This window comes from Thermoanaerobacter mathranii subsp. mathranii str. A3, from assembly GCF_000092965.1.
GTDB classification, from domain to species: domain Bacteria; phylum Bacillota; class Thermoanaerobacteria; order Thermoanaerobacterales; family Thermoanaerobacteraceae; genus Thermoanaerobacter; species Thermoanaerobacter thermocopriae.
Genome location: NC_014209.1, coordinates 843,090 through 866,609 on the forward strand (window position 1 = coordinate 843,090; position 23,520 = coordinate 866,609).

Consider the following 23,520-nt stretch of genomic DNA (forward strand, 5'->3'; position numbering starts at 1 on the left):
GATTTTAAGCTTAAGAAAGGGGAATATGGTATGTCTTATGTAAACTTTGTAAAGAAATACAAACTTGAAATTGCCATGATTTTACCATTACTATTGTATATTCTTGGATTTACAGTATACCCTATTATTCAAACTATTACTTTAAGTTTTCAAGACCAGTATACTAAAGCATTCACATTGGCAAATTACAAAGAGATTATAGGGAAAACAGAATTTAAACAGGCTTTTTTCAATACCATAGCTCTTACGTTTATAAGCTTAACTTTGGAAATGACTGCGGGCCTTGTTATTGCACTTATTTTAAAAAGAAATTTTAGAGGAAAAGGACTTTTGAGATCTTTGATGCTGGTGCCAATGGGAGTACCTACTCTTGTGTCGGGTGTTGCAATGACTTATATTTTCGGATTAAATGGCTATTTTAATGCTTTTTTGCAAAAACTTCGCATTATTGAACTTCCTGTGGATTGGGCGAGCGGTGGTTTTAAGACATTACTTATGGTTTCTATAGCTGATATGTGGAAAGTTACACCACTAGTTATACTTTTGCTTTTGGCAGGTCTTGAAAGTATACCAGACGAAGTTTATGAAGCTTCTAATATCGACGGGGCAACTGTGTGGCAGACTTTTAAATATGTGACATTGCCCCTTTTAAAGCCTTCTATTACTATGGCTTTAATTTTAAGAGCGATAGATGCTTTTAGAATATTTGAACTTGTACTTGTTCTTGCAGGGCGTGCTACTCCTGTTATTTCTACTTTTGCTTATGATGAGTATAACAATTATGCAAATGCCTATACATCTGCGGCAGCATCTACAATACTGCTCCTAATAATAGCAGTATTTATAGTGAGCTACTTAAAAATAGGTGGTACTAAGGAGGAACAATGATGAGAAAAATGGATATTAGTGAAAGGATTTCAAATACAGCGTATATTCCAATAGCTATAATAGCAGCAATATTGATGATTATACCAGTATATATACTTTTTATAACTTCTTTTGCAGTACCAAGTGATATATTAAAGCCTCATCCAGACTTTTTCATCACTCGCTTTACGCTGGACCATTGGAAAGATGTATTTCTTTCAGGAAATATATGGCCTCCTTTTAAGAAAAGTTTTGTAGTGGCAACAATGACTACTATCATCGCAATTATAATAGCTGCTCCAGCAGCTTATGTTATAGCGAGATTGCCTTGGAAAATAAAATACGTAGTAGTATTATCACTGTTTTTTACAAGGATGTTTCCTGATGTAGGTATTGCTCTTCCGATAGCGGTTGAGTTTATAAAATTAAATTTAATGGACACTTATTTAGGATTAGTTATGGCACACCTTATTGTAAATTTACCTTTTGCAGCGTGGATATTGGTTGGAACTTTTGAGACGATACCAAAGGATTTAGAGGAAGCTGCACTGGTTGATGGAACGAGCAAATTGACGGCATTGATGAGGATTATAATGCCAATTGCACTACCTGGTATAGCTGTTACTGCTATATTTGTGTGGCTGAATTCATGGAATGAATTTACTTATGCTCTTTACTTGACTATTTCAGATAGGACTTTGCCTCTTCAAACTTACTATTATGTTCAAAGAGGAGGAATTTTTGATTCTGCCACATATGCGGCAGTACTCACAATCCCTGTAATGCTTGTGACATTCTTCTTGCAAAAATACATGAAGAGCGGATATCTTGCAGGAGCTGTTAAAGGTTAGCATATACGTATCCGAGTTTTTCGGATACTGTATATATAAAAAAATTAAATTTTAAGGAGGTTTTATTAAACCATGAAGAAGTTTTACACCAAGTTAATAGCAGTTTTAATCATTATCTCGCTTATAGGTACTGGTATTGCAGGTTGTGGCAATAAGACCCAATCAGAAGCAAGGAAAAAAGTTTTGAAAGTTTCAATGGGACTTGGAGAAGCAGAGTGGAAAGTGATGAAAGAAGATATTTTCCCTGCATTTGAGCAAAAGTATGGTGTAAAAATTGAGCCTCTTCAAATTGAAGCAGGAGACCTTATTAAAAAATTAGATGCCATGCACAAAGCAAATGCGATGGATATAGACATTATAACTCAAGATAACATGCAACTTGCTCCACTTGTGGCAAAAGGGCTTGTGGAAGATTTGTCTCAGTATAGAGACATGATACCAAATGAAGTGATACCGAGTCTTGTACCAGTAGGAGAGTTTGATGGAAAGCTGTACTTTATGCCATATAGACCAAATGTAGAAATAGCTTTTTACAACGTAGATAAATTCAAAGAATACGGTTTAAAACCACCTACGAATTGGGATGAGCTTTTAGAGGTTGCAAAGACTTTTAAAGAAAAAGAGGGAATAGGCAGAGTGATAATTAAGCAAAATTTAGGGCCTGACAGTACAGTTCACATGTTTGACCTTATAAGGTCTGCTGGTGGTGACCCAACAGTATTGAATGATGAGGGTTCAATAAAAGCATTTACTTTCTTGAAAGAAATACAGCCATATCTCTCTCCTGACTCAAAGAAAGCTGACTGGAATACACCTGTAGAATATCTTGCAAAAGATAGTGTGTATTTGGTTCAAAACTGGCCCTATACTGCAAACGTCCTTGTTCAAGAATATGGCAAAAAGAACATTTTGGCATATCACGGTTGGGTAGGTCCTGTTAAAGAGTCCCACGTTTTGGGAGGAGAAGTTATAGGAATACCAGCTGGTGCACCTAATAAAGAAATGGCTATAAAGTTTATGGAATACCTTATGAGTAAAGAAGTTCAAGAGAAACTTGTCACTAAATTAGGATGGCCATCCATGAGAAGTGATGCTTATGGAAAGGTTGAAGAATGGCAAAAACCATATTTTGAAGCTATAAATGAGGCATTAAAACATGCAGAACCAAGGCCAAACCTTGTATACTGGGCTGATGTAGACAAGGCTATAAATGGAGCACTAAGAGAGATAATCTTTGAAAATAAACCTATTAAACCTACTCTTGATAAATATCACAACATGATAGAAGAAGCTAAAAAAGCTGCGGAAAGCAAGTAAATGTTTTAAATTGATTTTGGTCGGAAACGACTTTGTTTCCGACCAAAATTTTGAATTAAAGTAAGAGTGGAGGATGGATATGGCCAACAAAACGAAGAAACCAATTTACCCTTTTGAAGATTGGGTTATAAGAGAGACGCAATTTAGCATAGACACTAACTACAGAAATGAAACTATTTTTGCTTTAGCAAATGGATATATTGGAATGAGAGGAACTTTTGAAGAAGGATATTCAGGGCCTAAAAATACCTCTTTTAATGGCACGTATATCAATGGTTTTTATGAAATACACGATATAACATACCCTGAAGGGGGATATGGCTTTGCAAAAATAGGGCAGACGATGTTAAATGTGGCAGATAGTAAAATAATAAAATTGTATGTAGATGGGGAAGAGTTTGATTTGTTACAGGGGAAAATCCTCTTTTATGAGAGAGTGCTTGACATGAAGAAGGGGTTTGTAGAAAGAAAAGTAAAATGGGAATCCCCCACAGGGAAAGTTTTAGAGGTAAGAATAAAGAGAATTGTATCACTTGCTAGGCAACATTTAGCGGCAATTTCTTTTACTGTAGAACCTGTAAATTTTACCGGAAAAATTAGATTTGTTTCTGCTATTGACGGAAATGTTTCAAATATAAATGATAGTGAAGATGTAAGAGTAGGGTCAAATTTAAAAGGAAAGGTTTTAAAGACTATAGATAAAGGTGTAGAGGATTTGAAAGGGTGGATTGTTCAAAAAACGCAAAAGAGCAATTTTTCCTATGTTTGCGCGATAGACAATGCATTAGTGGGGGACAGTAAATATGAAGTCTCAAATAGTTTAGAAGAAGATGGAGTAAAAGTAATCATAGATGTAGAGGCTGAAAAAGGCAACTCATACACATTGAATAAATTTATTTCCTATTACACTTCAAAGGATTTTGATGAAAATAAATTAGTTGCTCTTGCTTTAGAAGAAATAGAAAAAGCTAAAAATGACGGCTTTGAAACGATAGAAAAAGAGCAGGAAGAATTTTTGAATTCTTTTTGGGAAGATGCTGATGTAATCATAGAAGGAGATAAAGCTCTGCAGCAAGGCATACGCTTTAATGAATTTCATCTACTTCAATCAGTCGGAAGAGATGGAAAGACAAACATTGCAGCAAAAGGGCTGACGGGAGAAGGTTATGAAGGTCATTATTTTTGGGATTCTGATATTTATATAATGCCTTTCTTTCTTTATACAAAGCCCGAAATTGCAAAAGCTTTGGTAATGTACAGGTATAATCTTTTGGATGCAGCAAGATCCAGGGCAAAGGAATTAGGTTACAAAGGAGCTTTATATCCTTGGAGAACAATAGATGGGCCTGAATGTTCTGCATACTTTCCAGCTGGTACGGCACAGTATCACATAAATGCTGATATAGTTTATGCTTTAAAAAGATATGTGGAGGCTACAAATGATTTGGACTTTCTCTATGACTATGGCTGTGAAATATTATTTGAAACTGCAAGATTTTGGAAAGATTTAGGAGCGTATATACCTCTTAAGGACAATAAATTCTGCATAAACTGTGTCACTGGTCCGGATGAGTATACAGCCTTAGTCGACAACAACGCTTATACCAATTATATGGCGAAAATGAATTTGGAATATGCCTATAATATTGCAAACAAAATGAAAAAAGAAGTGCCTCATAAATATCAAAAAGTCGCTTCCAAATTAAATCTAAAGGATGAAGAAATTGCTGCGTGGAAAAAAGCTGCTGACAAAATGTACCTTCCTTATTCAAAAGAACTTGACATTATACCACAGGATGACAGCTTTTTGTATAAAGAGAGACTAACAGTGGATGAAATACCACAAGATCAATTTCCACTTTTATTGCACTGGCATTACCTAAATATTTACAGATATCAAATATGCAAACAGCCTGATGTGTTGCTTTTGATGTTTTTACAAAGAGAAAAATTTACTAAAGATGAACTTAAAAAGAATTACGATTATTATGAACCTATTACCACTCATGACTCCTCCTTGTCGCCAGCTATATTTAGCATACTAGCCAATGAAATAGGATATACTGACAAGGCTTATAAATACTTTATGATGACTGCAAGAATGGATTTGGACGACTACAATGACAATGTTAAGGACGGAATTCATGCTGCTTCTATGGCTGGAACATGGTTGGCAGTTGTGAATGGTTTTGGTGGAATGAGGGTTTATACAAATGAACTGCATTTTGAGCCGAGACTACCTAAAGAGTGGAATTTGCTCTCTTTTAATGTGAGATACAAAGGGAGAAAAATAAATGTCAAATTAACAAAAGAAGGTGTGGTGTTTGAACTATTAGAAGGGGAGCCTATAGAGATTTACTACTTTGACGAAAAAATTTTGCTTGAAAAAGGAGAAAATAAAGTAGAAAGTCGTAAAAATTAAAGAAGTATGGAGCCAATTGGCACCATACTTCTTTAATTATTTTATATGTCGTTACTTGAAAGGGTGAGTGAATCACCGCCCGTACTTAAATCAAAGTAATAATTTCCACTGCCTCTATATGAATATACTTTGATATAATAGGTTCCCGTTTGTGTTGGAATATATGTTATTGTCTCCTGCCTTTGTATTCCAGTTGAACTTTTAACAAGAGTACCGGTTGGGTCATAGAGGTATATATCGAAATCAGGGTTATAGTTTGCCCAATCAGGTATTATGAAAGTTATTGCAATAGGATATGATGTGTCTGTTACGTTAAATGTCCAAATGTCACTGTAACGAGACCCAGGGAGTGAATCTTTAGCATAATAGTGGTTTGGCACAGATATATTAGTCCCTGTGAGATTTCCAGCTGTTTCAATTGCTTCATATGCATCCAATCTTCCTGCACCATAGTCAATGTTTTTGGTTGGGGGACCCCAACTTTTTGCAGTAGTCATTATTATATTTTTTACATCAAGTGGTGCAAGGCTTATATTTGCATTGAGCATAAGGGCTACTGTACCTGCTACAAAAGGTGTTGCCATGCTTGTACCACTGTATGTCACATAACCATTTATAGAGTTTGCTTTTGCGGCGGTTATATTATATCCGGGTGCTGCAATGTCAGGTTTTATCCTTCCGTCAGCTGTGGGGCCGCGGCTGGAGAAACTTGCAAGGTTAAATCCAAGTTCTCCTACATCCGCCATTGCTGCAACGGTTATGGCTTTTTCTGCTGCACCAGGTGATCCTATAGTGTACCTTGCAGGGCCTGAATTTCCAGCTGCAACTACTACTACAATTCCGCTATCTACGGCGCTGTTTACTGCTAATGAGGTAGAGTCAGTTCCATCAGAACTTGTAGAAGTGCCGAGACTTAAATTTATAACTTTGATTCCGTATACATCTTTGTTTTGAACAGCCCAATCAATTCCTGCTGTTACAGTGCTCATACTTCCGCTTCCATTTGAATCGAGTACTTTTATTCCTACCAAAGCTGCACCAGGAGCAACACCTGTATAAAGGCTGTTCCCTGTCCCAGTGCCTGCCGCAATGCTTGCTACATGAGTTCCATGTCCATTGTCATCGTAAGGGGCAGTTTTACCGTTTACAAAATCTTGCCATCCTATTATTTTCCCACCAGCAAGGTCAACATGGGATCCATCAATACCTGTATCAATAACTGCTATTACTATATCATTCTTGGAGTAAGAGGAAGGATTACCATCTTTGTCTCCAGTTACGCCAAAGTCACTTCTCGCTTTTGTAACGCCAAACCATTTTGTTGCAGTGTCTAATGTTGCATATACAGGCTCGTCATACTCAATTTGCTTTACTATATCTAATTTTGACAAAGCGTTTATTTGTCCTTTAGTTAAAGTAGCAGCAACTCCTGGAATAATTTTGTACTTGTGCTTTATATTAAACTTTCCAATGGATTTAGAAATATTTAATAGTTCGTTATCATCTATGTTTTTGTTGAAGGTTATTATGACAGGGAATTCCGTACTGTCAGGCTTATCAGTAAGCTTTGCTTCCAGGTTATCAAAGATTTTGTTTTTGTTAGAATCTTGCATCAAAACTTTTTGAATTTGAGGCGGGTAATTTTTTGTTGGAAAATCGCCAGATAAGTTTGTTAAGTTGGGCTGAGCTTGGGCTAATACTCCACTTAGCGACATTAAAGTTACAATTAACACAAAAGCCAGTAAAACTTTTAATACTTGTCGATTTTTCATTTTTTGTTACCTCCTTAAAAATTTAATATTTTTTAAAATTTAAGTCAGCCCTTCTAGTCGCTAAGTGAAACTGTTTCTTTCTTCTATTCATCATCTCCTTTCTGTAAGATTTATTTTCTATAATAAAACTCAAGCAATTTTTATGCCACTTCACTGTATATGGACAAAATGTGTAAAAGTTTTTGAAATGTATAATTTTTTATACACATTTTTATACACAATTAATTCTTACAAAAAATAATATAGTTGGTGCTAAAAACAAAAAAGGATAGGCATTGAGAAAAAGACCCATCCGACTTTTGAGAAAAATCTTAATTTTTTTCAATCTCTTTAATTAATTCAAAAAGCTTTTCTTGAGCATTTTTGCTGTTTGGGTTTTCAGCCAATATTTATTGTGAAACCACATACCTGTATTTTTTATATATACTAAGCTAAAAATAGCAAAAACCCCTACTTTTTCTTAATAGAAAAGGAGGGGCTTTAAGTTTGTTTTGAATTTAAAGTAATAAATATGAATATACTTTGACAATAAGTTCCTCCATGTGTTGGAATATATGTTATTGCTTCTTGCCTTTATGTTCTAGCTGAACTTTTGACAAGAGTATTAGTAAGGTCATAGAGAGGTATATATCGAAATCAGAACTAGAATTTGCCCAATCAGGTATTATGAAAGTTATTTCTATAGGATGTGAGGTGTCTGTCACATTAAATGTCCAAATATCACTGTAATGAGACCCATGAAATGATGATGGAACGTTTATTTGTTCCATGTTTTTGCTGAAGGTTATTATAACAGGGGATTCTTCACTTTCGGCAATTCTTGCTTCTAAAAGGCCAAAAACCTTAATTTTGTTAAAGTCATTCATCAAAAATTTTTGAATTTGAGGTAAGTAATTCTTTGTTGGGAAGAAAATGGGCAAATTTGTTAAGTTGGGCTGAGCCTGGTCACTTAGCGACATCAACACTACAACTAAAATGAGGGTCAGTAAAACATTTAACATTTGTCGACTCTTCATTTTTGTTACCTCCTCAAAAATTAATATTTTTTAAAATTTAAGCCAGCCCTTCTAGTCGCTAAGTGGGTTTTTGCCGATTATTTCTTTTTGTAAAATTTATTTTCTACAATAATATTTAAGCAAGTTTTGTACCAATTCACTGTATATAGCCGAAATTTATAAAAATTTTTAATGTGTATAATTTTTTATACAGTTTTTTATACTCAATTAATTTTTGCCAAAGATAATATACTTGAAAAAGTATTTGTGACATTGAATCGAAGAAATAGGCAATGCATTTGATCTGTCTTATGCAAATAATATCATAAAAGGATGTAATAACAAGATTGAAGTGCTTAAAAAATAATTATAAAGCTCTACTATTTCCCTTATTTTACGATTTTGTTATAAAATTTCTAAAATTGAAGGATGAGTATACAGAAAGATACTAAAACTTAGAACAAAAAGCGGGTAAAAATTAGTATAAATTTAGCGAAATATGTAGAAAAAATCTTTTTTAAGAATAGAAGGAAATTCCTTATTTATATCGAAATAGTAATATGAGAAATTAAATAGACTTTGTTGAAAAAGGCAAACTCGTCGAAAGGCGGGGACGCAAAGCCACGGGTCTAAAGCAATAATCTTGCTATGACAGCCGGGTTGCCAACAATTATATATAACCTCCTGCCTTTTGGTAGGAGGTTATTAAGTAAGAAAGTGGTGTTTTATATGACTAATAAGGAAAAAATTTATAATATCATTTTAGAAAAAAGTAAAGAGTTTAACCTTCAAGACTTTCTGATAAGTAGAAAAGGTGGGGTTACTACAGAAGAAGTAGCGCAACTCTTAAAAATAGCTCGACCCAATGTATCTTTTATTTTAAATCGTCTTGTAAAAGAAGGGAAAATAGTTAAAATTATTTCAAAACCTGTATATTATATTGAAAAAAATAGATTAGCTTATTTTTTAGAAGAAAACGTTAAGGAAGAAATGCTTTTAAAAGACTTGATTGATTTTTTGCACTTAAAGGAAGAAAAAGAATGTACTTTTGAAAATATAATAGGACATGATGGCAGTCTCAAAGGGCAGATAGAGCAGGCCAAAGCAGCTGTATTGTATCCTCCTTATGGGCTTCACACCCTTATCATAGGACCACCGGGTTCTGGTAAATCTTTTTTCGCAGAGATGATGCACAAATTTAGCCTTCAAAATGGTAGGGAAGGGCCATTTGAAGTCTTAAACTGTGCGGATTATTATAATAATCCTCAACTTCTTATGTCTCATTTGTTTGGTCATGTAAAAGGAGCCTATACAGGAGCAGATACGGATAAAATAGGTTTAGTAGAAAAAGCTGATAAAGGGATACTATTCCTTGACGAAGTACACAGGCTACCTCCAGAAGGTCAAGAAATGTTCTTTTACCTTATTGACAAAGGAGTATATCGAAGATTGGGAGATACTGCTGAAAGAAAGGCTAACTTAATGATTATAGCAGCCACTACAGAAAAACCCGATTCTTTTCTTTTAAAAACTTTTATGAGACGGATACCAGTTATCATCCAATTGCCATCTTTTGAGGAAAGACCTTTAAATGAAAAAATTGAGATAATTATTTACCTTTTTAAAGAAGAAGCCAAACGGCTAAACTTAAATATTGTGGTACATCCGGAAGTAATTTCTTTGCTTTTGTCTTTGCAATATGAAGGAAATATTGGGGAGTTGAAATCCCTCCTTCAATTGATTTGTTCTAAAGCTTTTTTAATGAATTACGTGGCAAAGAGGAATTTTTTAAAAATTGATCTTACTTTGTTAAACCGTAGTTATTTGGGACTGGGTTGGGACGATAGAAGCGACAGATTAGTCTTTGATAAATTTTTAATCATTTCTCCTGAAAAAGAAAAGAAAATCGATAAATATGATTTTTATGAATTTATTGCTATGAAATATCATGAATTGAAAGAAAAGGGGATTAAAGGAATGTTACTTAAAAAGGAAATAATCGATTATATTAACAACTTTTTGGAAAGTATTCTTGAAGATAATTTTAGAAAAAATGGGAATTTTCCATAGATTAGTATATCTAAGAATATATCAGTATAATATATCATCATAGAGATATTTTTAATTAATAGTGAATTATCAGGAAATATGAAGGGTGACAGGATTGATACAAAAGTTTATAATTGTAATCGAATTAACTCCTGCTATTACGGTAACGGAATAGAAAGGAGGAAATCCGCGATGAAAAATAGAATTTTGAAAATTACTCTCCTATCTTTAATGATTTTTGTTATGATTTTTGGAGGAATTACTTTGGCATACGCTTACGACAAAATCCACGTTGTTTCAAAAGGTGAGTCGCTATATTTAATAGCTAAATGGTATGGAAGTGATGTAAATAGCATAAAAGAGGTAAATGGAAAATGGAGTGATTTGATATATCCAGGTGAAAAGTTAGTTGTGCCAGTAAACGTAAACACTGCTTATTACAATTATCTTGTTGATAGATATTTAATTGCAAAAATGATTTATGCTGAAGCTCGAGGAGAAAGCTTGGAAGGCCAAGTAGCTGTAGGTGCGGTAATTTTGAATAGAGTAAAAAGTAATATTTTCCCAGATACTGTAGCAGGAGTTATATATCAGCCAGATGCTTTTGAGTCTATAACAAATGGCGAGTTTTTCAATCACGAGCCTGACCTTACAGCTTTTAAAGCGGCAGATTTAGCTTTAGCTGGATGGGACCCAACGGGTGGAGCACTATACTTTTTCAATCCGGCTACTTCAACTTCTTGGTGGATATGGACAAGGACAATTACGAATGTCATAGGGAACCACTGGTTTGCAATATAGAAAGGCAGGACGCCTTTCTATATTGCACGTATTTTACATTATAAAATTTTACTTTTGTAAAAGAATAAGAATAGCACTAAAAATAGGAGCTGATCATATGGTATATATTTTTGTAGGAGGAAGTTCGGAAAAAAGTTTGCTTATAAGATTTTTATCCTACTGCGTAAATTCTAAAGAAACAGTAATAGGACAGTTAAAAAATTATAATGAGAGAGCAGATATTTTGATTATTTCTGATATTTTCAACGAGGAAGATTTTAACAAGTTAAAAAATTATATTTATAGCTTTCCAAGCAGTATTATAATAACAAATGGAGATGATGAGCTATCAAATAAACTCTTTGCAAAAGGAATAAATTCTACCCTTATAACATGCGGTTTGAATCCAAAATCTTCCATTACTGCTTCTTCAATATCCTATGAAGAAGAGGGCTATGAATTTAATTATTGCGTACAAAGGGCTTTTTTTAATTTAAAGGGTAAATTAATAGAACCATTGGAAATACCTGTTGAAATAAAAGTTTCTGAACAGTATAATATATATGACTCATTGTTTGTAATAACTGTATTATTGATTTTAGGAAATGAAATAAAAGATATACAAAATGTAGTTAAAACCTTTAAAGATAGTGGATAGTGGCAATTTTTTAAAAATTAATTTTAGAAATTACCTTTTACTATCTGTCATAAATGCTTTCTAATTTTAATATATATTTTTAGAAGATACATAAGGGGAAGGGGAGAGTGAACACATGGCAGGCAACTTTTTGGAGAACAACGTAGTTGTAGTGGTGGGGAGAATTTTTACTGATTTAGAGTATAGCCATCAACTATATGGGGAAAAATTTTTTAATTTTATTTTGGAAGTTCCAAGATTGAGTGAGACGAAAGATTATCTTCCTGTTACTATTTCTAACCGTTTATTTGAAGGCATGAATTTAGAGGTTGGTACAAGGATAAAGATTGAAGGGCAATTAAGGTCTTACAATAGGAAATCACCAGAAGAGGGGAAAAATAAGTTGATTTTAACCATATTTGCTCGAGATATAATGGCATTGTCAGAAGAGGAAATAGTAAAAAATCCGAATGAAATTTTTTTGGATGGCTTTATTTGTAAAAAACCTGTTTATAGAACTACTCCTTTAGGAAGAGAAATAACCGATTTATTAATTGCTGTAAATAGGCCTTATAACAAATCTGATTACATACCTGTTATAGCGTGGGGGAGAAATGCGAGGTTTTCTGAGAAGTTGGAAATAGGGGATCGTATACGCTTGTGGGGAAGAGTACAGAGTAGGGAATACCAGAAAAAACTGGGCGATGAAGTGGCTACAAAGGTAGCTTATGAGGTTTCTATTACGAGAATGGAAGTGGTTGAAAAAGAATTGCAAAAGAGTTAGAATGGGAGTAACGGAGGACAAAAGGAGGAATGAATTTTGGAAAGAGGACTTATACAAGTTTATACTGGAGACGGCAAGGGGAAGACTACCGCTTCTATTGGTCTTGGCATAAGGGCAGTGGGAAGAGGATTTAAAGTATATATGGTACAATTTTTAAAAGGAGCAGATACAGGAGAACTTCATACACTTAAAAATATTGAGAATTTTAAGGTTTTTAGGTTTCAGTCCACAAATAAATTTTTTTGGACATTGACTGAAGAAGAGAAAAAAATCCTCGCGGAAGACATGAAAAAAGCCTATGATTTTGTAGTAGAGGTGCTTAAAAACAAAAAATGTGATGTCCTTATTTTAGATGAGATAATGGCGGCAATACATAGCAAGATGTACACTGTAGAGGATGTGCTAAAATTAATAGATATGAAACCTAAAGAGATGGAACTTGTTTTGACAGGTAGAAGTGCTCCTCAAGAAATTATTGAAAGGGCCGATTTGGTTACAGAAATGAAAGCAATTAAACATCCATTTGAAAAGGGAATACCAGCAAGATACGGTATAGAATACTAAAACACCCGAAAAATCGGGTGTTTTAATTAACCTCTTAAGTCTTCCATGAGTTTTGTTTTTTCACGAGTTTTATCATCTACTACTTTTACAATTTTAGCTGGAACTCCTGCGACTACTGTGTTAGGTGGTACATCTTCTGTCACCACTGAACCTGCTGCTACAACTGCGCCATGGCCTACTCTTACTCCTTCTAATATGACTGCATTTGCTCCGACAAGTACGTTATCTTCAAGTACGACCGGCACGCTGCTAGGAGGTTCCAATACACCTGCTATTACAGCTCCAGCTCCTACGTGGACGTTTTTGCCTATAATTCCTCTAGCGCCTATTACTGCGTTCATGTCTATCATAGAATTTTCACCAATTTCTGCACCTATATTTATCACTGCCCCCATCATTATCACAGCGTTTTTGCCTATTTTGACTTTATCTCTAATTATTGCACCTGGTTCTATTCTCGCGTCAAGATGCTTAATATCCAGTAAAGGAATTGCAGAGTTTCTGCGATCATACTCTAGATGATAATGTTTTATTTTATCTTTGTTTGCTTCAATCAATTTTTCCACGACATCTAGTTCTCCAAAAATGACTTTAAAGTTATCACAGCCATATACTTCTACTTCTTCGGTTTCTATAATTTCTATATTCCCTTGTATGTAAGCTCTAACGGGCGTTGACTTTTTTGCCTCTTTAATGTATCTTGCAATTTCATAAGGATTTGTTAAATTATCATTTGTACTCAAATACTATCATCCTTTCTTTACAAGGTCTTCCATGCTATATAACCCAGGTTTTTGACCTATTATGAATTTTGCAGCGTGTAGGGCACCATAGCCAAAAATTTCGCGGGATTGGGCAGAGTGACTTATGGTGATTACTTCATCGTGACCTGCAAAAATTACTTGATGTTCACCCACAATTGTGCCGCCCCTTACTGCATGTATCCCTAGTTCATTCGTTTTTCTCTGTTCAGTTTTAGTATGGCGTCCATACACGTATTCTTTTTTGTCATTTAGTACTTGGTTTATGCTATCTGCAATCATTAACGCAGTGCCACTTGGAGCATCTTTTTTCATATTGTGATGTTTCTCTATTATTTCTATGTCAAAATCTTGCTGCAATATTTTTGCAGCTTCTTTTACAAGGTTTATAAGAATATTCACTCCAAGGGACATATTGGCAGATTTGAAAATTGGTATTTCTTTTGATGCATCTTTTATGACATTTAGTTCTTCTTCACTGAGTCCTGTTGTGGCAATGACTACAGGAAGTTTCTTTTGTAGAGCGGCTTTTACTAAATTAGGTACAGCTTCATGGTATGAAAAGTCAATTACTACATCCGCTTCTTCTTTTACATCTTTTAAATCGCTGTAAACAGGAAATTCAAGAGGAGAGAGGTTTTTATCTACTCCTGCTACTATTTTAAAATCGGGGTTTTCTGCTGCTAACTTTGCTACGACTTTTCCCATTTTTCCGTTACAGCCGTGAATTATTATTCTAATCATTAATTTGCCTCCTTCAATAAACCGTATTTTGAAAGAACAGATTTCAGATATTCTAAGTTTTTATCGCTCATTTCAACAAGTGGGAGGCGCAAAGGTCCTACGTTGAATCCCATTAAGTTCATAGCAGTTTTTACAGGAATAGGGTTTGTTTCTATGAAAAGTGCTTTATTCAAAGGATTAAGTTCTAATTGCATGTTTCTTGCCTTTTCTATGTCCCCATTTAAATAAGCGGTAGTCATCTCATGTATTTTTGCCGGGATTATATTTGCCGTGACAGAGATTACGCCTAAGCCACCCAAAGACATTATTGGTATTACTTGGTCGTCATTTCCTGAGTATATTTCGAAAGATTTACCCATAATACGGGCAATTTCAGCTACTTGTACAATGTCACCACTGGCTTCTTTTACTCCAACTACATTGTCTACATGTTTACTTAATTCAAGATAAGTTTCTGGCAACATATTAAGAGATGTCCTGCTTGGGACATTATAAATAATAATAGGTATATCTACGTGTCTTGCTATTTCAGTAAAATGAGCCACTAATCCCTTTTGTGTTGTTTTGTTGTAATAGGGTGTTATAACTAAAAGAGCGTCAGCACCTGCAGATTGAGCATATTCACTCATTTCAACGGCATGGGCTGTATTGTTAGAACCGGTCCCTGCAATTACTGGTATTCTTCCGGCAACTTTTTCAACGGTAAATTTAATTGCCGCTTGTTGCTCTTCTTGTGTCATTGTAGAGGCTTCACCAGTGGTACCACATATGATGATTGCATCAGTTCCTTCTTTGATATGCCATTCAATAAGCTCTCCAAGTTTTTCGAAATTTACGCCTTCTTCGTTAAATGGGGTAACAATAGCGACACCTGACCCTTTAAAAACAGGCATAATTATTCTCCTTTCACATATTTTTAATTAAAAGTTCCGCTATTTGAACGGCGTTCGTAGCTGCCCCTTTTCTTATGTTGTCAGCTACAATCCACATGTTCACACCGCTGTAGACTGTTTCATCTCTTCTTATTCTGCCTACAAAAACTTCATCTTTTCCTGTGGCATAAGTTGCAAGAGGATAAATATTATTTTGAGGATCGTCTTGTACAACAACTCCTGGAGCATGTTTTAAGACCTCTATTAATTCTTCCATTTCATAAGGCCTTGCAAATTCTACATTGACAGATTCACTGTGAGAGTTTGCAACAGGTACTCTTACTGTTGTAGGAGATACCTTTATTGAACTATCTCCCATGATTTTCTTGGTTTCGTTTATCATTTTTAATTCTTCCTTTGTATATCCATTTGGTGCGAAAGAATCAATGTGAGGAATACAGTTGTTTGCAATAGGGTGAGGGAATACTTGGCATGGTTCTCCTTTTAAACTCCTTTCAAGGTCATCTACACCTTTTTTACCTGCTCCCGACACTGCTTGATAGGTGGATACCACTATTCTTTTTATTTTATATTTGTCGTGAAGAGGCTTTAAAGGAACTACCATTTGAATGGTAGAGCAATTAGGATTTGCTATTATTCCTTTGTGCCATGATATGTCTTGAGGATTTACTTCAGGAACTACTAAGGGTACATTTTCATCCATTCTCCAAGCGCTGGAATTGTCAATTACGACTACGCCATGAGAAGCAGCTATTGGAGCGAATTGCTTGCTTATAGTTGCACCAGCAGAAAAAAGAGCTATTTGAATGTCTCTTTTAAAACTTTCTTCAGTAAGTTCTTCTACAATGTATTCATTACCTCTAAATGTGATTTTTTGACCAGCAGATTTGGAAGAAGCAAATAAGTAAAGTTTGTCAACTGGGAAATTTCTATCTTCCATTACCTTAAGAAAAGTCCTACCTACCATTCCGGTAGCTCCTACAATTGCTACATTAACTCCCATTATTATCCTCCTCTAAAGTTCTAAGATTATGACAATATTTCATTTATACGCTGGATTAAAGCAGGTTTATTTAATTTAAAATATATCATTATTATTATATGAAGTCAATAAAATAAGGATTACAGATGAACAAAAAGCCTAAAAAGTAGTTATTACTTTTTAGACTTTGCAGATTTTTCAAGAGATTTTATATCTTGTAGAAGTACTTCTGTCTTTATTTTAGTTAAAACTTTATTTTGAGATTTTATTGCTTTTTGTAATTCGGTAACTCCTACTTCAAATTTGTCAGCTGGATTTTTTGCTTCTTTAGGAAGTTTTGGCTTTAAGGTTTGCCACACAGAATTTATATCTATCAAATCTTTTGAAATTTCTTCCCACTTTTGTACTTCGCTTTTAAAAGCGATATCTTGAGCGTAAAATTTTAATCTTTTTATGTCAGTAGGTGTGTCTGTTTGAAAGAGGTCTTCTAAATCAGGAATATATTTATACACATTATTTGCATATATTAAAACATCAATTTTTGATTTTTTATCTGCTACAACGGTAAGGTCATTTATAGCAGCACTCATACTATTTATTAGATTTAAGTTTGCTCCTTTTTTGGTAACTAAAGGAGTTAATGAGTTCCAATCTGTATGAATATTTTTTATTGCTTTGTTAATTTCTTCCCAAGATTTATCTTCAGGAGTTTTCTTTAGTGCTTTTTTATCCTCTTCCTTTTTATCTTTTTTTTCTTTATCACTTTGTTTTTCTTGATCACTTTGCGGTTTTTCCTTTATTTTCTGTGCTTCTTTTATTATTTTTTCTATATCTTTTTCTATTTTAGATAGTTCTTTTGGTACTTCTGTTTTTTGACTTGTTTGAGGCTTTTTTTGAGGTTTATTTTGTTGTTTATTTTTACAACCTGACAAGTTGAATAAAAGCAACAAAATAAAAATGGTACATACTATTTTAGAGTATTTTTTCATACTATCACCTCAAAAATAGTATGTCCATCTTAAATTTTAGTATTCTAGTTAGCTTTTCTTTCTACTAATTGGTCTTTGTACTGCAGCATATACAAATTGTAGTATAAACCTTTTTTCTGCAAAAGTTCGTTGTGAGTGCCCATTTCTCTGATTTGCCCTTTGTGAAGTACGATTATTTTGTCTGCATGCTGTATGGTTGATAATCTATGGGCTATTGCAATAGTAGTGCGACCTCTTGTGAGCTTTTTTAAAGCATCCTGTATGAGCATTTCTGTCTCTGTGTCGATATTTGCTGTTGCCTCGTCCAATACGAGTATTTTAGGGTTAAAGGCCAAAGCTCTTGCAAAAGCTAAAAGCTGTCTTTGACCGGCTGACAAAGTAGAGCCTCTTTCGGTCACTTTTGACTCATAGCCTTCTGGAAGTTTTTTTATGAAGTGATGAGCATTTACATATCTTGCTACCGTGTAAATGTCGTTGTCTGTTATGCTTTTGTTGCTTAGTCTTATGTTTGATTTAATATCTCCTGTAAAAAGAAAGACATCCTGCAATACAACGGCTATATGTTTTCTCAAATCTTGTTGCCTTACTTTTCTTATGTCAATTCCGTCAATTAAAATTTCTCCTTGTTGTATGTCATAGAATCTACTTAAGAGATTTATTATAGAGGTTTTTCCTGCTCCAGTTGCCCCTACAAGTGCTACTGTCTCGCCAGGATTGACCACAAAACTTACATCTTTTAATACCCAGTCTTTTCCGTTGTAAGAAAACCAGACATTTTTAAATTCTATTTTTCCTTGTATGTCTTCTAAAGGAATAGGTTCTTCAGGGTCCTTTATTTGTTCTTTTGTATCTAAAAGTATAAAAATTCTTTCTGCTGAAGCCATTGCCGATTGAAGTATATCATATTTTTCTGATATATCAAAAATTGGGTGAAACATTTGTTGCAGATAATTTACAAAAGCGTAAAGTACGCCAAATTCAATTTTGCGAGATATTATATCTTTTCCACCATACCAGATCAAAAGAGCCAAAGTTAAAGAATATATTACGTCTATAGAAGGACGAAATATTGCAAAAATTGTAAGCTGCCTCATGTTAGCGTTATAATAATCTTTATTTATTTTTTCAAATTCTTTGCTTTTTTTATGTTCTGTTACAAAAAGTTGTACAATTTTCATTCCACTTATGTGTTCTGAAAGAAAAGCATTTATTTTGGCAAGGCGAACTCTTACAAGTCTATAAGCTTGCGAAGCTAATTTTCTGTATATGTACATTCCTACAATAATTAACGGAGTAGTTGAGAGGCTGATTAATGCAAGTTTTACATTATAACTTACCATGGCAATGATTATTCCTAATATTATAAAGATGTCGTTAAAAAGATTTGCTATGACACTTGTGTACATTTCATTTAAAGTGTCTGTGTCGTTTGTAACACGTGTTACCAATCTTCCTACAGGGTTTTTATCAAAAAATGATAATGATAAACTCTGTATATGTTCAAATATTTGTTGCCTTAAGTTAAAAATTATTCTTTGACCTGTGTATTGAATCAAATAAATCTGTCCATAATTTATGATAAAGGCTACAGTTATGATTATTAAATACAAAATTCCTATATGTGTAACGCCATTTATTGCTTCTACTTTAGGAATGTTAGGATTATTTATATAGTTATCAATGGCTTTTTGGACGAGGTATGGTCGTAGAAGGTTTGATGCTGTTACTAAAAGTATACTTACAGCTGCTATAAAAATGTATAACCAGTAAGGTTTAGCGTATCTCAAAAGCCTTTTCATTATTTTGATGTCAAAAGGTTTGGTCATTACTTCTTCTTGCTGATATTCCACCTTTATCACCGCCTTAAATCTCTTCGTTTAATATTGCATTTTCCATTTGCTGTTTTTCATAAATACTGTGATAAAGACCTTTTAGCTTAATAAGCTCTTCATGGGTTCCTCTTTCAACTATTTCCCCATTATCTAATACTATGATTTCATCAGCGTTTTTTATAGTAGAGATTCTATGAGAGACAATTATAGTTGTTCTATTTTTCATATATTCGCGTAAATTGTTTAATATGGTTTCTTCTGTGTTTGTATCTACAGCAGAGAGGCTATCGTCCAAAATGAGGATTTTTGGTTCTTTTATTAAAGCCCTTGCGATAGCTATCCTTTGCTTTTGACCGCCTGAGAGAGTTACTCCTCTTTCGCCTACAATTGTTTGATATTGCTGCGGAAAATCCATTATATCTTTATGGACATCTGCCATTGTAGCAAATTCTTGTATTTTTTCTAGAGATTCTACCTTGACAAAGGCTATATTATTGGCTATAGTATCTGAAAATATAAAATTGTCCTGAGGGACAAAACCAATGCTTTGTCTTAGAACTTTTAAGGGTATTTCGTTGATGTCGTGCCCATCAATAAATATGGTATCTTGCGGTACTTTATAAAGCCTTGCAAGTAAATTTACAAGAGTACTTTTACCACTACCGGTTTTGCCTATTATAGCTAGAGTTTTTCCTTTTGGAAGGCTTATGTTTATATTTTTTAAAACAGGAGGTAAGCCTTTTTTATAAGAAAATGTGAGATTTCTTATTTCTATATTTCCTTCAATTGTTGTAATATTTGGATCAGCGTAATTATCTGTTATCTCAGGTACTTCACTGAAAATTATATTTAGCCTTTCCATGGAGGCAGAACCTCTCTGAAAAATATTTATTACCCAGCCAAATGCCATCATAGGCCAGATAAGCATTCCTAAGTAGCTGGTAAATGCTACAAAATCACCTAAAGTGATTATTCCTTTTATAACTTGTATTCCACCATAAAGCAAAGCTATTGTAAAACTTAATGCTGCTAAAAATTGAACGGTAGGGTCAAATAATCCCCAGATTTTAATCATATCCATATTTGCCTTAAAGTTTTTTAGATTTTCTTTTCTAAAGTTTTCTATTTCTTCTTTTTCTTGAACAAAAGCTTTAATTACTCTTATGCCAGATATGCTTTCTTGAACTTTATCTGTTAAAGAGGAAAAAGCCTCTTGAACTTTTAAAAATCTTGAGTGAATGACTTTGCCAAAACGAGTAACTATTAGTGCAATAACGGGTAAGGGCAGTAAGGCTAAAATAGTAAGTTTTGGATCGATTGTAAATATCATTATAAGTATTATAGATATAGCTAAAAATGAGGCATCTACTGACATTATGATTCCAGGTCCTAGTGCCATTCTTACAGCGTTGATATCATTTGTAGCATGAGCCATTAAATCACCTGTTTTGTGTTCGTTATAATATTGTGGTGAAAGCTCAAGTAATTTAAAAAAAAGTTTTTCTCTTAGTTCTTTTTCCAAAAGCCTTGACAATCCCATTATTTTCATACGCCAAATAAATCTAAAAGCAAATACCAAAATAGCTATACCTATTATCCAAAAAGAATACGTTAACAATACCTTTGGAGTTAAGTCTTTACTTTTAAATAAATCAGTTACTGAACCTAATAAATGGGGAACTATCATTTGAAGTATGTCTACTGCTAATAAAAAAATTATACCTATTATGTAATTCCACTTGTGTTTTTTTATAAATGGGATAACTGTTGCAAAACTTTTCATAAAATCCCCCCTAAAACTACAAACAGGCATAATTATTTTTAAATGTAATATAATAATTATTTTTAAATGTAATATAATTATAACGTAAATCTTTATAATTTCAAAAAAGGAGGGGTGTAGATGTGGAATTATAAACTTAAAAAAATATCCGTTTTATCGGTTTTTAAATTTACTTTAATTTACGGAATTGTGATAGGCCTAATTCTGGGACTTATTGGTGGCTTATTTGGTGGACTTTTTGCAAGCAGTTTTGGAGCTTTTGGCGCAGGAATAATTGGCGGCCTCATTGGCGGAATAGTTTATGGAATAATTTTTTCTATAGTTAGTGCTTTTGGAGCATGGCTTTTCAATGTAGTTTCTGGCTGGATTGATGGTATTGACATACTAGTAGAGAAAAAATAGAAAAAAATTATTAAAACTGTATTGCACTGTGAAAAAAATGTGATATAATATTTCTTAGTGAAAATTTAATAATGATTTAGTGGGAAGGCAAGGGCGTCTTCAAATGGGTAGTGACACCCTATTTGAGTGCGCCCTTAATTTATTAGAGGAGGAAGATTATGGGTAAAAAATATAGCAAAGAGGATGTTTTAAAACTGGCAAATGAGTATGGAGTGGAATATGTACATCTTCAATTCAGTGACATCTTTGGAGTCATGAAAAATGTTTCTATCCCAGTAGAAGAACTAAATAAAGCTCTCAACAATGAAATTATGTTTGACGGATCTTCAATTGACGGATTTGTGAGAATCGAAGAATCAGACATGTATTTAAGGCCGGATCCTGATACGTTTGTGATCTTCCCATGGAGGACTAACTCTGGTGTAGAGGCAAGACTCATATGTGATATTTACAATTACGATGGAACTCCCTTTGAAGGAGACCCTCGCTATGTTTTAAAAAGAAATTTAGAAGAGGCGAAGAAATTAGGTTATCAATTTAATGTAGGGCCTGAATGCGAGTTTTATCTCTTTTTGACAGATGAAAAAGGTAACTTCACGACGGTAACACAAGATAACGCAAGTTATTTTGATATGGCACCTGTAGATTTAGGAGAAAGTGCGAGAAAAGAAATGGTATCAACTTTAAAACAATTAGGCTTTCAAATTGAAGCATCCCATCACGAGGTAGGGCCTGGACAGCATGAGATAGATTTTAAATACGACGATGCGTTAACTACTGCTGACAATGTGATGACTTTTAAAATGGTGGTAAGAATTATTGCTCAAAAACATGGGTTGCACGCTACCTTTATGCCCAAGCCGGTTTTTGGCATTGCAGGGTCTGGAATGCATATGAACATGTCACTAACAAAAGATGGTAAAAATGCTTTTTATGACCCTTCTGACCCTCTAGGGTTAAGTAAAGTATGTTATAACTATATAGGAGGAATTATAAAACATGCAAAAGCTATGACAGCTATTACTAATCCTATTGTTAATTCTTATAAGCGACTAGTTTCAGGCTATGAAGCTCCTGTAAATATTGCTTGGTCTGCAAGAAATAGAAGCCCTTTAATACGAATTCCTGCCAAAAGAGGGGAGTCTACAAGGATAGAACTTAGAAGTCCTGATCCAACCAGCAATCCTTATCTTGCTTTGGCTGTTGCATTGGCAGCAGGATTAGATGGTATAAAGAATAATATAACACCGCCACCACCTGTAAATGCAAATATATATCATATGAATAAAGAAGAATTAGAAAGCTTAGGAATTGAAAGACTGCCAGGTTCTTTAGAAGAAGCTTTAAACGAGTTAGAAAAGGATGAAGTTATAAAAAAAGCATTAGGCAATCATGTGTATACAAAATTTTTGGAGGCTAAAAGAGCAGAATGGGATGAGTACAAAATATACGTTACTCAGTGGGAACTAGATCAATATCTTTCTAAATTCTAAGTTAAATTAGAGGTGTCTCGATGGGCCAATGGCGAATTGTTTTAGCAGACAGCAGTGATTTGTCACGGCAGTTTATAAAAAATGTATTGTTGGCAAATGGACATCTAGTTTATGAAGCGAGAGATGGCGGAAGCGCTATAAGGCTTTGTCGCGCTCTCGCTCCTGATTTAGTTATAGCGGATTTGAATCTTGCCAATATAAATGGCTATGAAGTGGGACGTATTATAAATGAAGATGACATAGCACCTGTAATTTTGATGACTTCTACTCTTCAAAGAGATTTTCTTGATGAAATAAGAAAATATTCTGTATTTTCTTATTTATTAAAACCAGTAGATAGAGGGGTACTTTTGTCGACAGTTGAATTTGTGATAGAAAATTACAAAAAGTTTAGGAACATGAAAGAGGAAATTCAAAAATTAAAGCATGAACTTGAAGCGAGGAAAAAGATTGAAAAGGCAAAAGGATATATTATGAAAACTAAAGGATTAAGCGAAGACGAAGCTTATAAAATTATGAGAAAGATGAGCATGGATTTGTCTATTCCAATGGAGATAATAGCTGAAATGATATTACAAGAATATAAAGAATAAGAGGGGTGAG

The 23,520-nt window shown here is 33.9% G+C and carries 21 protein-coding genes and 1 riboswitch; of the genes, 12 read left to right on the top strand and 9 right to left on the bottom strand.

Going from position 1 to position 23,520, the window contains the following annotated elements:
* The first annotated feature begins 30 nt into the window (after positions 1-30).
* The 4 genes from TMATH_RS04020 (at position 31) to TMATH_RS04035 (ending at position 5,457) form a co-directional block, all read left to right on the top strand.
* Positions 31-888 (top strand): carbohydrate ABC transporter permease, encoded by an 858-nt coding sequence (locus TMATH_RS04020; RefSeq protein ID WP_012994847.1) that lies wholly within the window; start codon positions 31-33, stop codon positions 886-888.
* Positions 888-1,718 (top strand): carbohydrate ABC transporter permease, encoded by an 831-nt coding sequence (locus tag TMATH_RS04025; RefSeq protein ID WP_013150069.1) that lies wholly within the window; start codon positions 888-890, stop codon positions 1,716-1,718. Before TMATH_RS04020 ends, TMATH_RS04025 begins: the two co-directional genes overlap by 1 nt.
* 72 nt (positions 1,719-1,790) lie before the next feature.
* Complete coding sequence (locus TMATH_RS04030; protein ID WP_013150070.1) at positions 1,791-3,035, top strand: ABC transporter substrate-binding protein; 1,245 nt, start codon at positions 1,791-1,793, stop codon at positions 3,033-3,035.
* A 79-nt stretch (positions 3,036-3,114) separates the two neighbouring features.
* The gene (locus TMATH_RS04035; protein ID WP_013150071.1) at positions 3,115-5,457 is read left to right on the top strand and encodes a glycoside hydrolase family 65 protein; all 2,343 of its coding nucleotides are present in this window, start codon (positions 3,115-3,117) and stop codon (positions 5,455-5,457) included.
* 41 nt (positions 5,458-5,498) lie between these two features.
* On the opposite strand, the gene TMATH_RS04040 is transcribed toward TMATH_RS04035, so the two are convergent.
* Both TMATH_RS04040 and TMATH_RS12170 read right to left on the bottom strand, forming a co-directional pair.
* On the bottom strand, positions 5,499-7,229 hold the full coding sequence (locus TMATH_RS04040) for a S8 family serine peptidase (protein WP_013150072.1): 1,731 nt from the start codon (positions 7,227-7,229) through the stop codon (positions 5,499-5,501).
* 557 nt (positions 7,230-7,786) lie between these two features.
* On the bottom strand, positions 7,787-8,245 hold the full coding sequence (locus tag TMATH_RS12170) for a hypothetical protein (protein WP_013150073.1): 459 nt from the start codon (positions 8,243-8,245) through the stop codon (positions 7,787-7,789).
* A gap of 559 nt (positions 8,246-8,804) precedes the next feature.
* Positions 8,805-8,892, top strand: a riboswitch (cyclic di-GMP riboswitch).
* Positions 8,893-8,953: 61 nt separating this feature from the next.
* Here TMATH_RS12170 and TMATH_RS04050 point away from each other — a divergent pair.
* The 5 genes from TMATH_RS04050 to TMATH_RS04070 all read left to right on the top strand — a co-directional run bounded on the left by TMATH_RS04050 (position 8,954) and on the right by TMATH_RS04070 (position 13,038).
* Entirely contained in the window at positions 8,954-10,294 is a 1,341-nt protein-coding gene (locus TMATH_RS04050) for a sigma-54-dependent transcriptional regulator (protein ID WP_013150074.1), read from the top strand.
* 171 nt (positions 10,295-10,465) lie between these two features.
* Positions 10,466-11,074, top strand: coding sequence for a cell wall hydrolase (locus TMATH_RS04055; RefSeq protein ID WP_013150075.1), 609 nt, complete (start codon positions 10,466-10,468; stop codon positions 11,072-11,074).
* A 97-nt stretch (positions 11,075-11,171) separates the two neighbouring features.
* On the top strand, positions 11,172-11,711 hold the full coding sequence (locus TMATH_RS04060; protein WP_013150076.1) for a UDP-N-acetylmuramoyl-tripeptide--D-alanyl-D-alanine ligase: 540 nt from the start codon (positions 11,172-11,174) through the stop codon (positions 11,709-11,711).
* Between the two features lie 115 nt (positions 11,712-11,826).
* Positions 11,827-12,474: a single-stranded DNA-binding protein gene (locus tag TMATH_RS04065; RefSeq protein WP_012994858.1), complete on the top strand. Its 648-nt coding sequence runs from the start codon at positions 11,827-11,829 to the stop codon at positions 12,472-12,474.
* 36 nt (positions 12,475-12,510) lie between these two features.
* The gene (locus TMATH_RS04070; RefSeq protein WP_013150077.1) at positions 12,511-13,038 is read left to right on the top strand and encodes a cob(I)yrinic acid a,c-diamide adenosyltransferase; all 528 of its coding nucleotides are present in this window, start codon (positions 12,511-12,513) and stop codon (positions 13,036-13,038) included.
* 26 nt (positions 13,039-13,064) lie between these two features.
* On the opposite strand, the gene dapD is transcribed toward TMATH_RS04070, so the two are convergent.
* From dapD to TMATH_RS04105, 7 genes are all read right to left on the bottom strand, one after another.
* A complete protein-coding gene (gene dapD, locus TMATH_RS04075) occupies positions 13,065-13,781 on the bottom strand; it encodes a 2,3,4,5-tetrahydropyridine-2,6-dicarboxylate N-acetyltransferase (protein ID WP_013150078.1) in 717 nt (238 codons plus the stop codon).
* Between the two features lie 6 nt (positions 13,782-13,787).
* Positions 13,788-14,543: a 4-hydroxy-tetrahydrodipicolinate reductase gene (gene dapB, locus TMATH_RS04080; RefSeq protein WP_013150079.1), complete on the bottom strand. Its 756-nt coding sequence runs from the start codon at positions 14,541-14,543 to the stop codon at positions 13,788-13,790.
* Entirely contained in the window at positions 14,543-15,436 is an 894-nt protein-coding gene (gene dapA / locus TMATH_RS04085) for a 4-hydroxy-tetrahydrodipicolinate synthase (protein WP_013150080.1), read from the bottom strand. The genes dapB and dapA overlap by 1 nt, the downstream gene beginning before the upstream one ends.
* 13 nt (positions 15,437-15,449) lie before the next feature.
* On the bottom strand, positions 15,450-16,439 hold the full coding sequence (locus TMATH_RS04090; RefSeq protein ID WP_013150081.1) for an aspartate-semialdehyde dehydrogenase: 990 nt from the start codon (positions 16,437-16,439) through the stop codon (positions 15,450-15,452).
* 152 nt (positions 16,440-16,591) lie between these two features.
* Positions 16,592-17,407, bottom strand: a complete 816-nt coding sequence (locus tag TMATH_RS04095) for a hypothetical protein (protein ID WP_012994864.1) — start codon at positions 17,405-17,407, stop codon at positions 16,592-16,594.
* Between the two features lie 44 nt (positions 17,408-17,451).
* Positions 17,452-19,257, bottom strand: a complete 1,806-nt coding sequence (locus TMATH_RS04100; RefSeq protein WP_013150082.1) for an ABC transporter ATP-binding protein — start codon at positions 19,255-19,257, stop codon at positions 17,452-17,454.
* Between the two features lie 13 nt (positions 19,258-19,270).
* The gene (locus tag TMATH_RS04105; protein ID WP_013150083.1) at positions 19,271-21,022 is read right to left on the bottom strand and encodes an ABC transporter ATP-binding protein; all 1,752 of its coding nucleotides are present in this window, start codon (positions 21,020-21,022) and stop codon (positions 19,271-19,273) included.
* Between the two features lie 120 nt (positions 21,023-21,142).
* Between TMATH_RS04105 and TMATH_RS04110 the strand changes: the two genes are divergently transcribed.
* The 3 genes from TMATH_RS04110 (at position 21,143) to TMATH_RS04120 (ending at position 23,510) form a co-directional block, all read left to right on the top strand.
* Positions 21,143-21,424: a hypothetical protein gene (locus TMATH_RS04110; RefSeq protein ID WP_012994867.1), complete on the top strand. Its 282-nt coding sequence runs from the start codon at positions 21,143-21,145 to the stop codon at positions 21,422-21,424.
* A gap of 158 nt (positions 21,425-21,582) precedes the next feature.
* Positions 21,583-22,917, top strand: coding sequence for a type I glutamate--ammonia ligase (gene glnA, locus TMATH_RS04115; protein WP_013150084.1), 1,335 nt, complete (start codon positions 21,583-21,585; stop codon positions 22,915-22,917).
* Between the two features lie 20 nt (positions 22,918-22,937).
* The gene (locus tag TMATH_RS04120; protein WP_013150085.1) at positions 22,938-23,510 is read left to right on the top strand and encodes an ANTAR domain-containing response regulator; all 573 of its coding nucleotides are present in this window, start codon (positions 22,938-22,940) and stop codon (positions 23,508-23,510) included.
* The last annotated feature ends 10 nt before the right edge of the window (positions 23,511-23,520 follow it).

Coding starts and splice junctions, on each gene's coding strand:
- TMATH_RS04020 (WP_012994847.1), top strand. CDS start 31: ATGTCTTATGTAAACTTTGTAAAGAAATACAAACTTGAAATTGCCATG.
- TMATH_RS04025 (WP_013150069.1), top strand. CDS start 888: ATGAGAAAAATGGATATTAGTGAAAGGATTTCAAATACAGCGTATATT.
- TMATH_RS04030 (WP_013150070.1), top strand. CDS start 1,791: ATGAAGAAGTTTTACACCAAGTTAATAGCAGTTTTAATCATTATCTCG.
- TMATH_RS04035 (WP_013150071.1), top strand. CDS start 3,115: ATGGCCAACAAAACGAAGAAACCAATTTACCCTTTTGAAGATTGGGTT.
- TMATH_RS04040 (WP_013150072.1), bottom strand. CDS start 7,229: ATGAAAAATCGACAAGTATTAAAAGTTTTACTGGCTTTTGTGTTAATT.
- TMATH_RS12170 (WP_013150073.1), bottom strand. CDS start 8,245: ATGAAGAGTCGACAAATGTTAAATGTTTTACTGACCCTCATTTTAGTT.
- TMATH_RS04050 (WP_013150074.1), top strand. CDS start 8,954: ATGACTAATAAGGAAAAAATTTATAATATCATTTTAGAAAAAAGTAAA.
- TMATH_RS04055 (WP_013150075.1), top strand. CDS start 10,466: ATGAAAAATAGAATTTTGAAAATTACTCTCCTATCTTTAATGATTTTT.
- TMATH_RS04060 (WP_013150076.1), top strand. CDS start 11,172: ATGGTATATATTTTTGTAGGAGGAAGTTCGGAAAAAAGTTTGCTTATA.
- TMATH_RS04065 (WP_012994858.1), top strand. CDS start 11,827: ATGGCAGGCAACTTTTTGGAGAACAACGTAGTTGTAGTGGTGGGGAGA.
- dapB (WP_013150079.1), bottom strand. CDS start 14,543: ATGATTAGAATAATAATTCACGGCTGTAACGGAAAAATGGGAAAAGTC.
- dapA (WP_013150080.1), bottom strand. CDS start 15,436: ATGCCTGTTTTTAAAGGGTCAGGTGTCGCTATTGTTACCCCATTTAAC.
- TMATH_RS04090 (WP_013150081.1), bottom strand. CDS start 16,439: ATGGGAGTTAATGTAGCAATTGTAGGAGCTACCGGAATGGTAGGTAGG.
- TMATH_RS04095 (WP_012994864.1), bottom strand. CDS start 17,407: ATGAAAAAATACTCTAAAATAGTATGTACCATTTTTATTTTGTTGCTT.
- TMATH_RS04105 (WP_013150083.1), bottom strand. CDS start 21,022: ATGAAAAGTTTTGCAACAGTTATCCCATTTATAAAAAAACACAAGTGG.
- TMATH_RS04110 (WP_012994867.1), top strand. CDS start 21,143: ATGTGGAATTATAAACTTAAAAAAATATCCGTTTTATCGGTTTTTAAA.
- glnA (WP_013150084.1), top strand. CDS start 21,583: ATGGGTAAAAAATATAGCAAAGAGGATGTTTTAAAACTGGCAAATGAG.
- TMATH_RS04120 (WP_013150085.1), top strand. CDS start 22,938: ATGGGCCAATGGCGAATTGTTTTAGCAGACAGCAGTGATTTGTCACGG.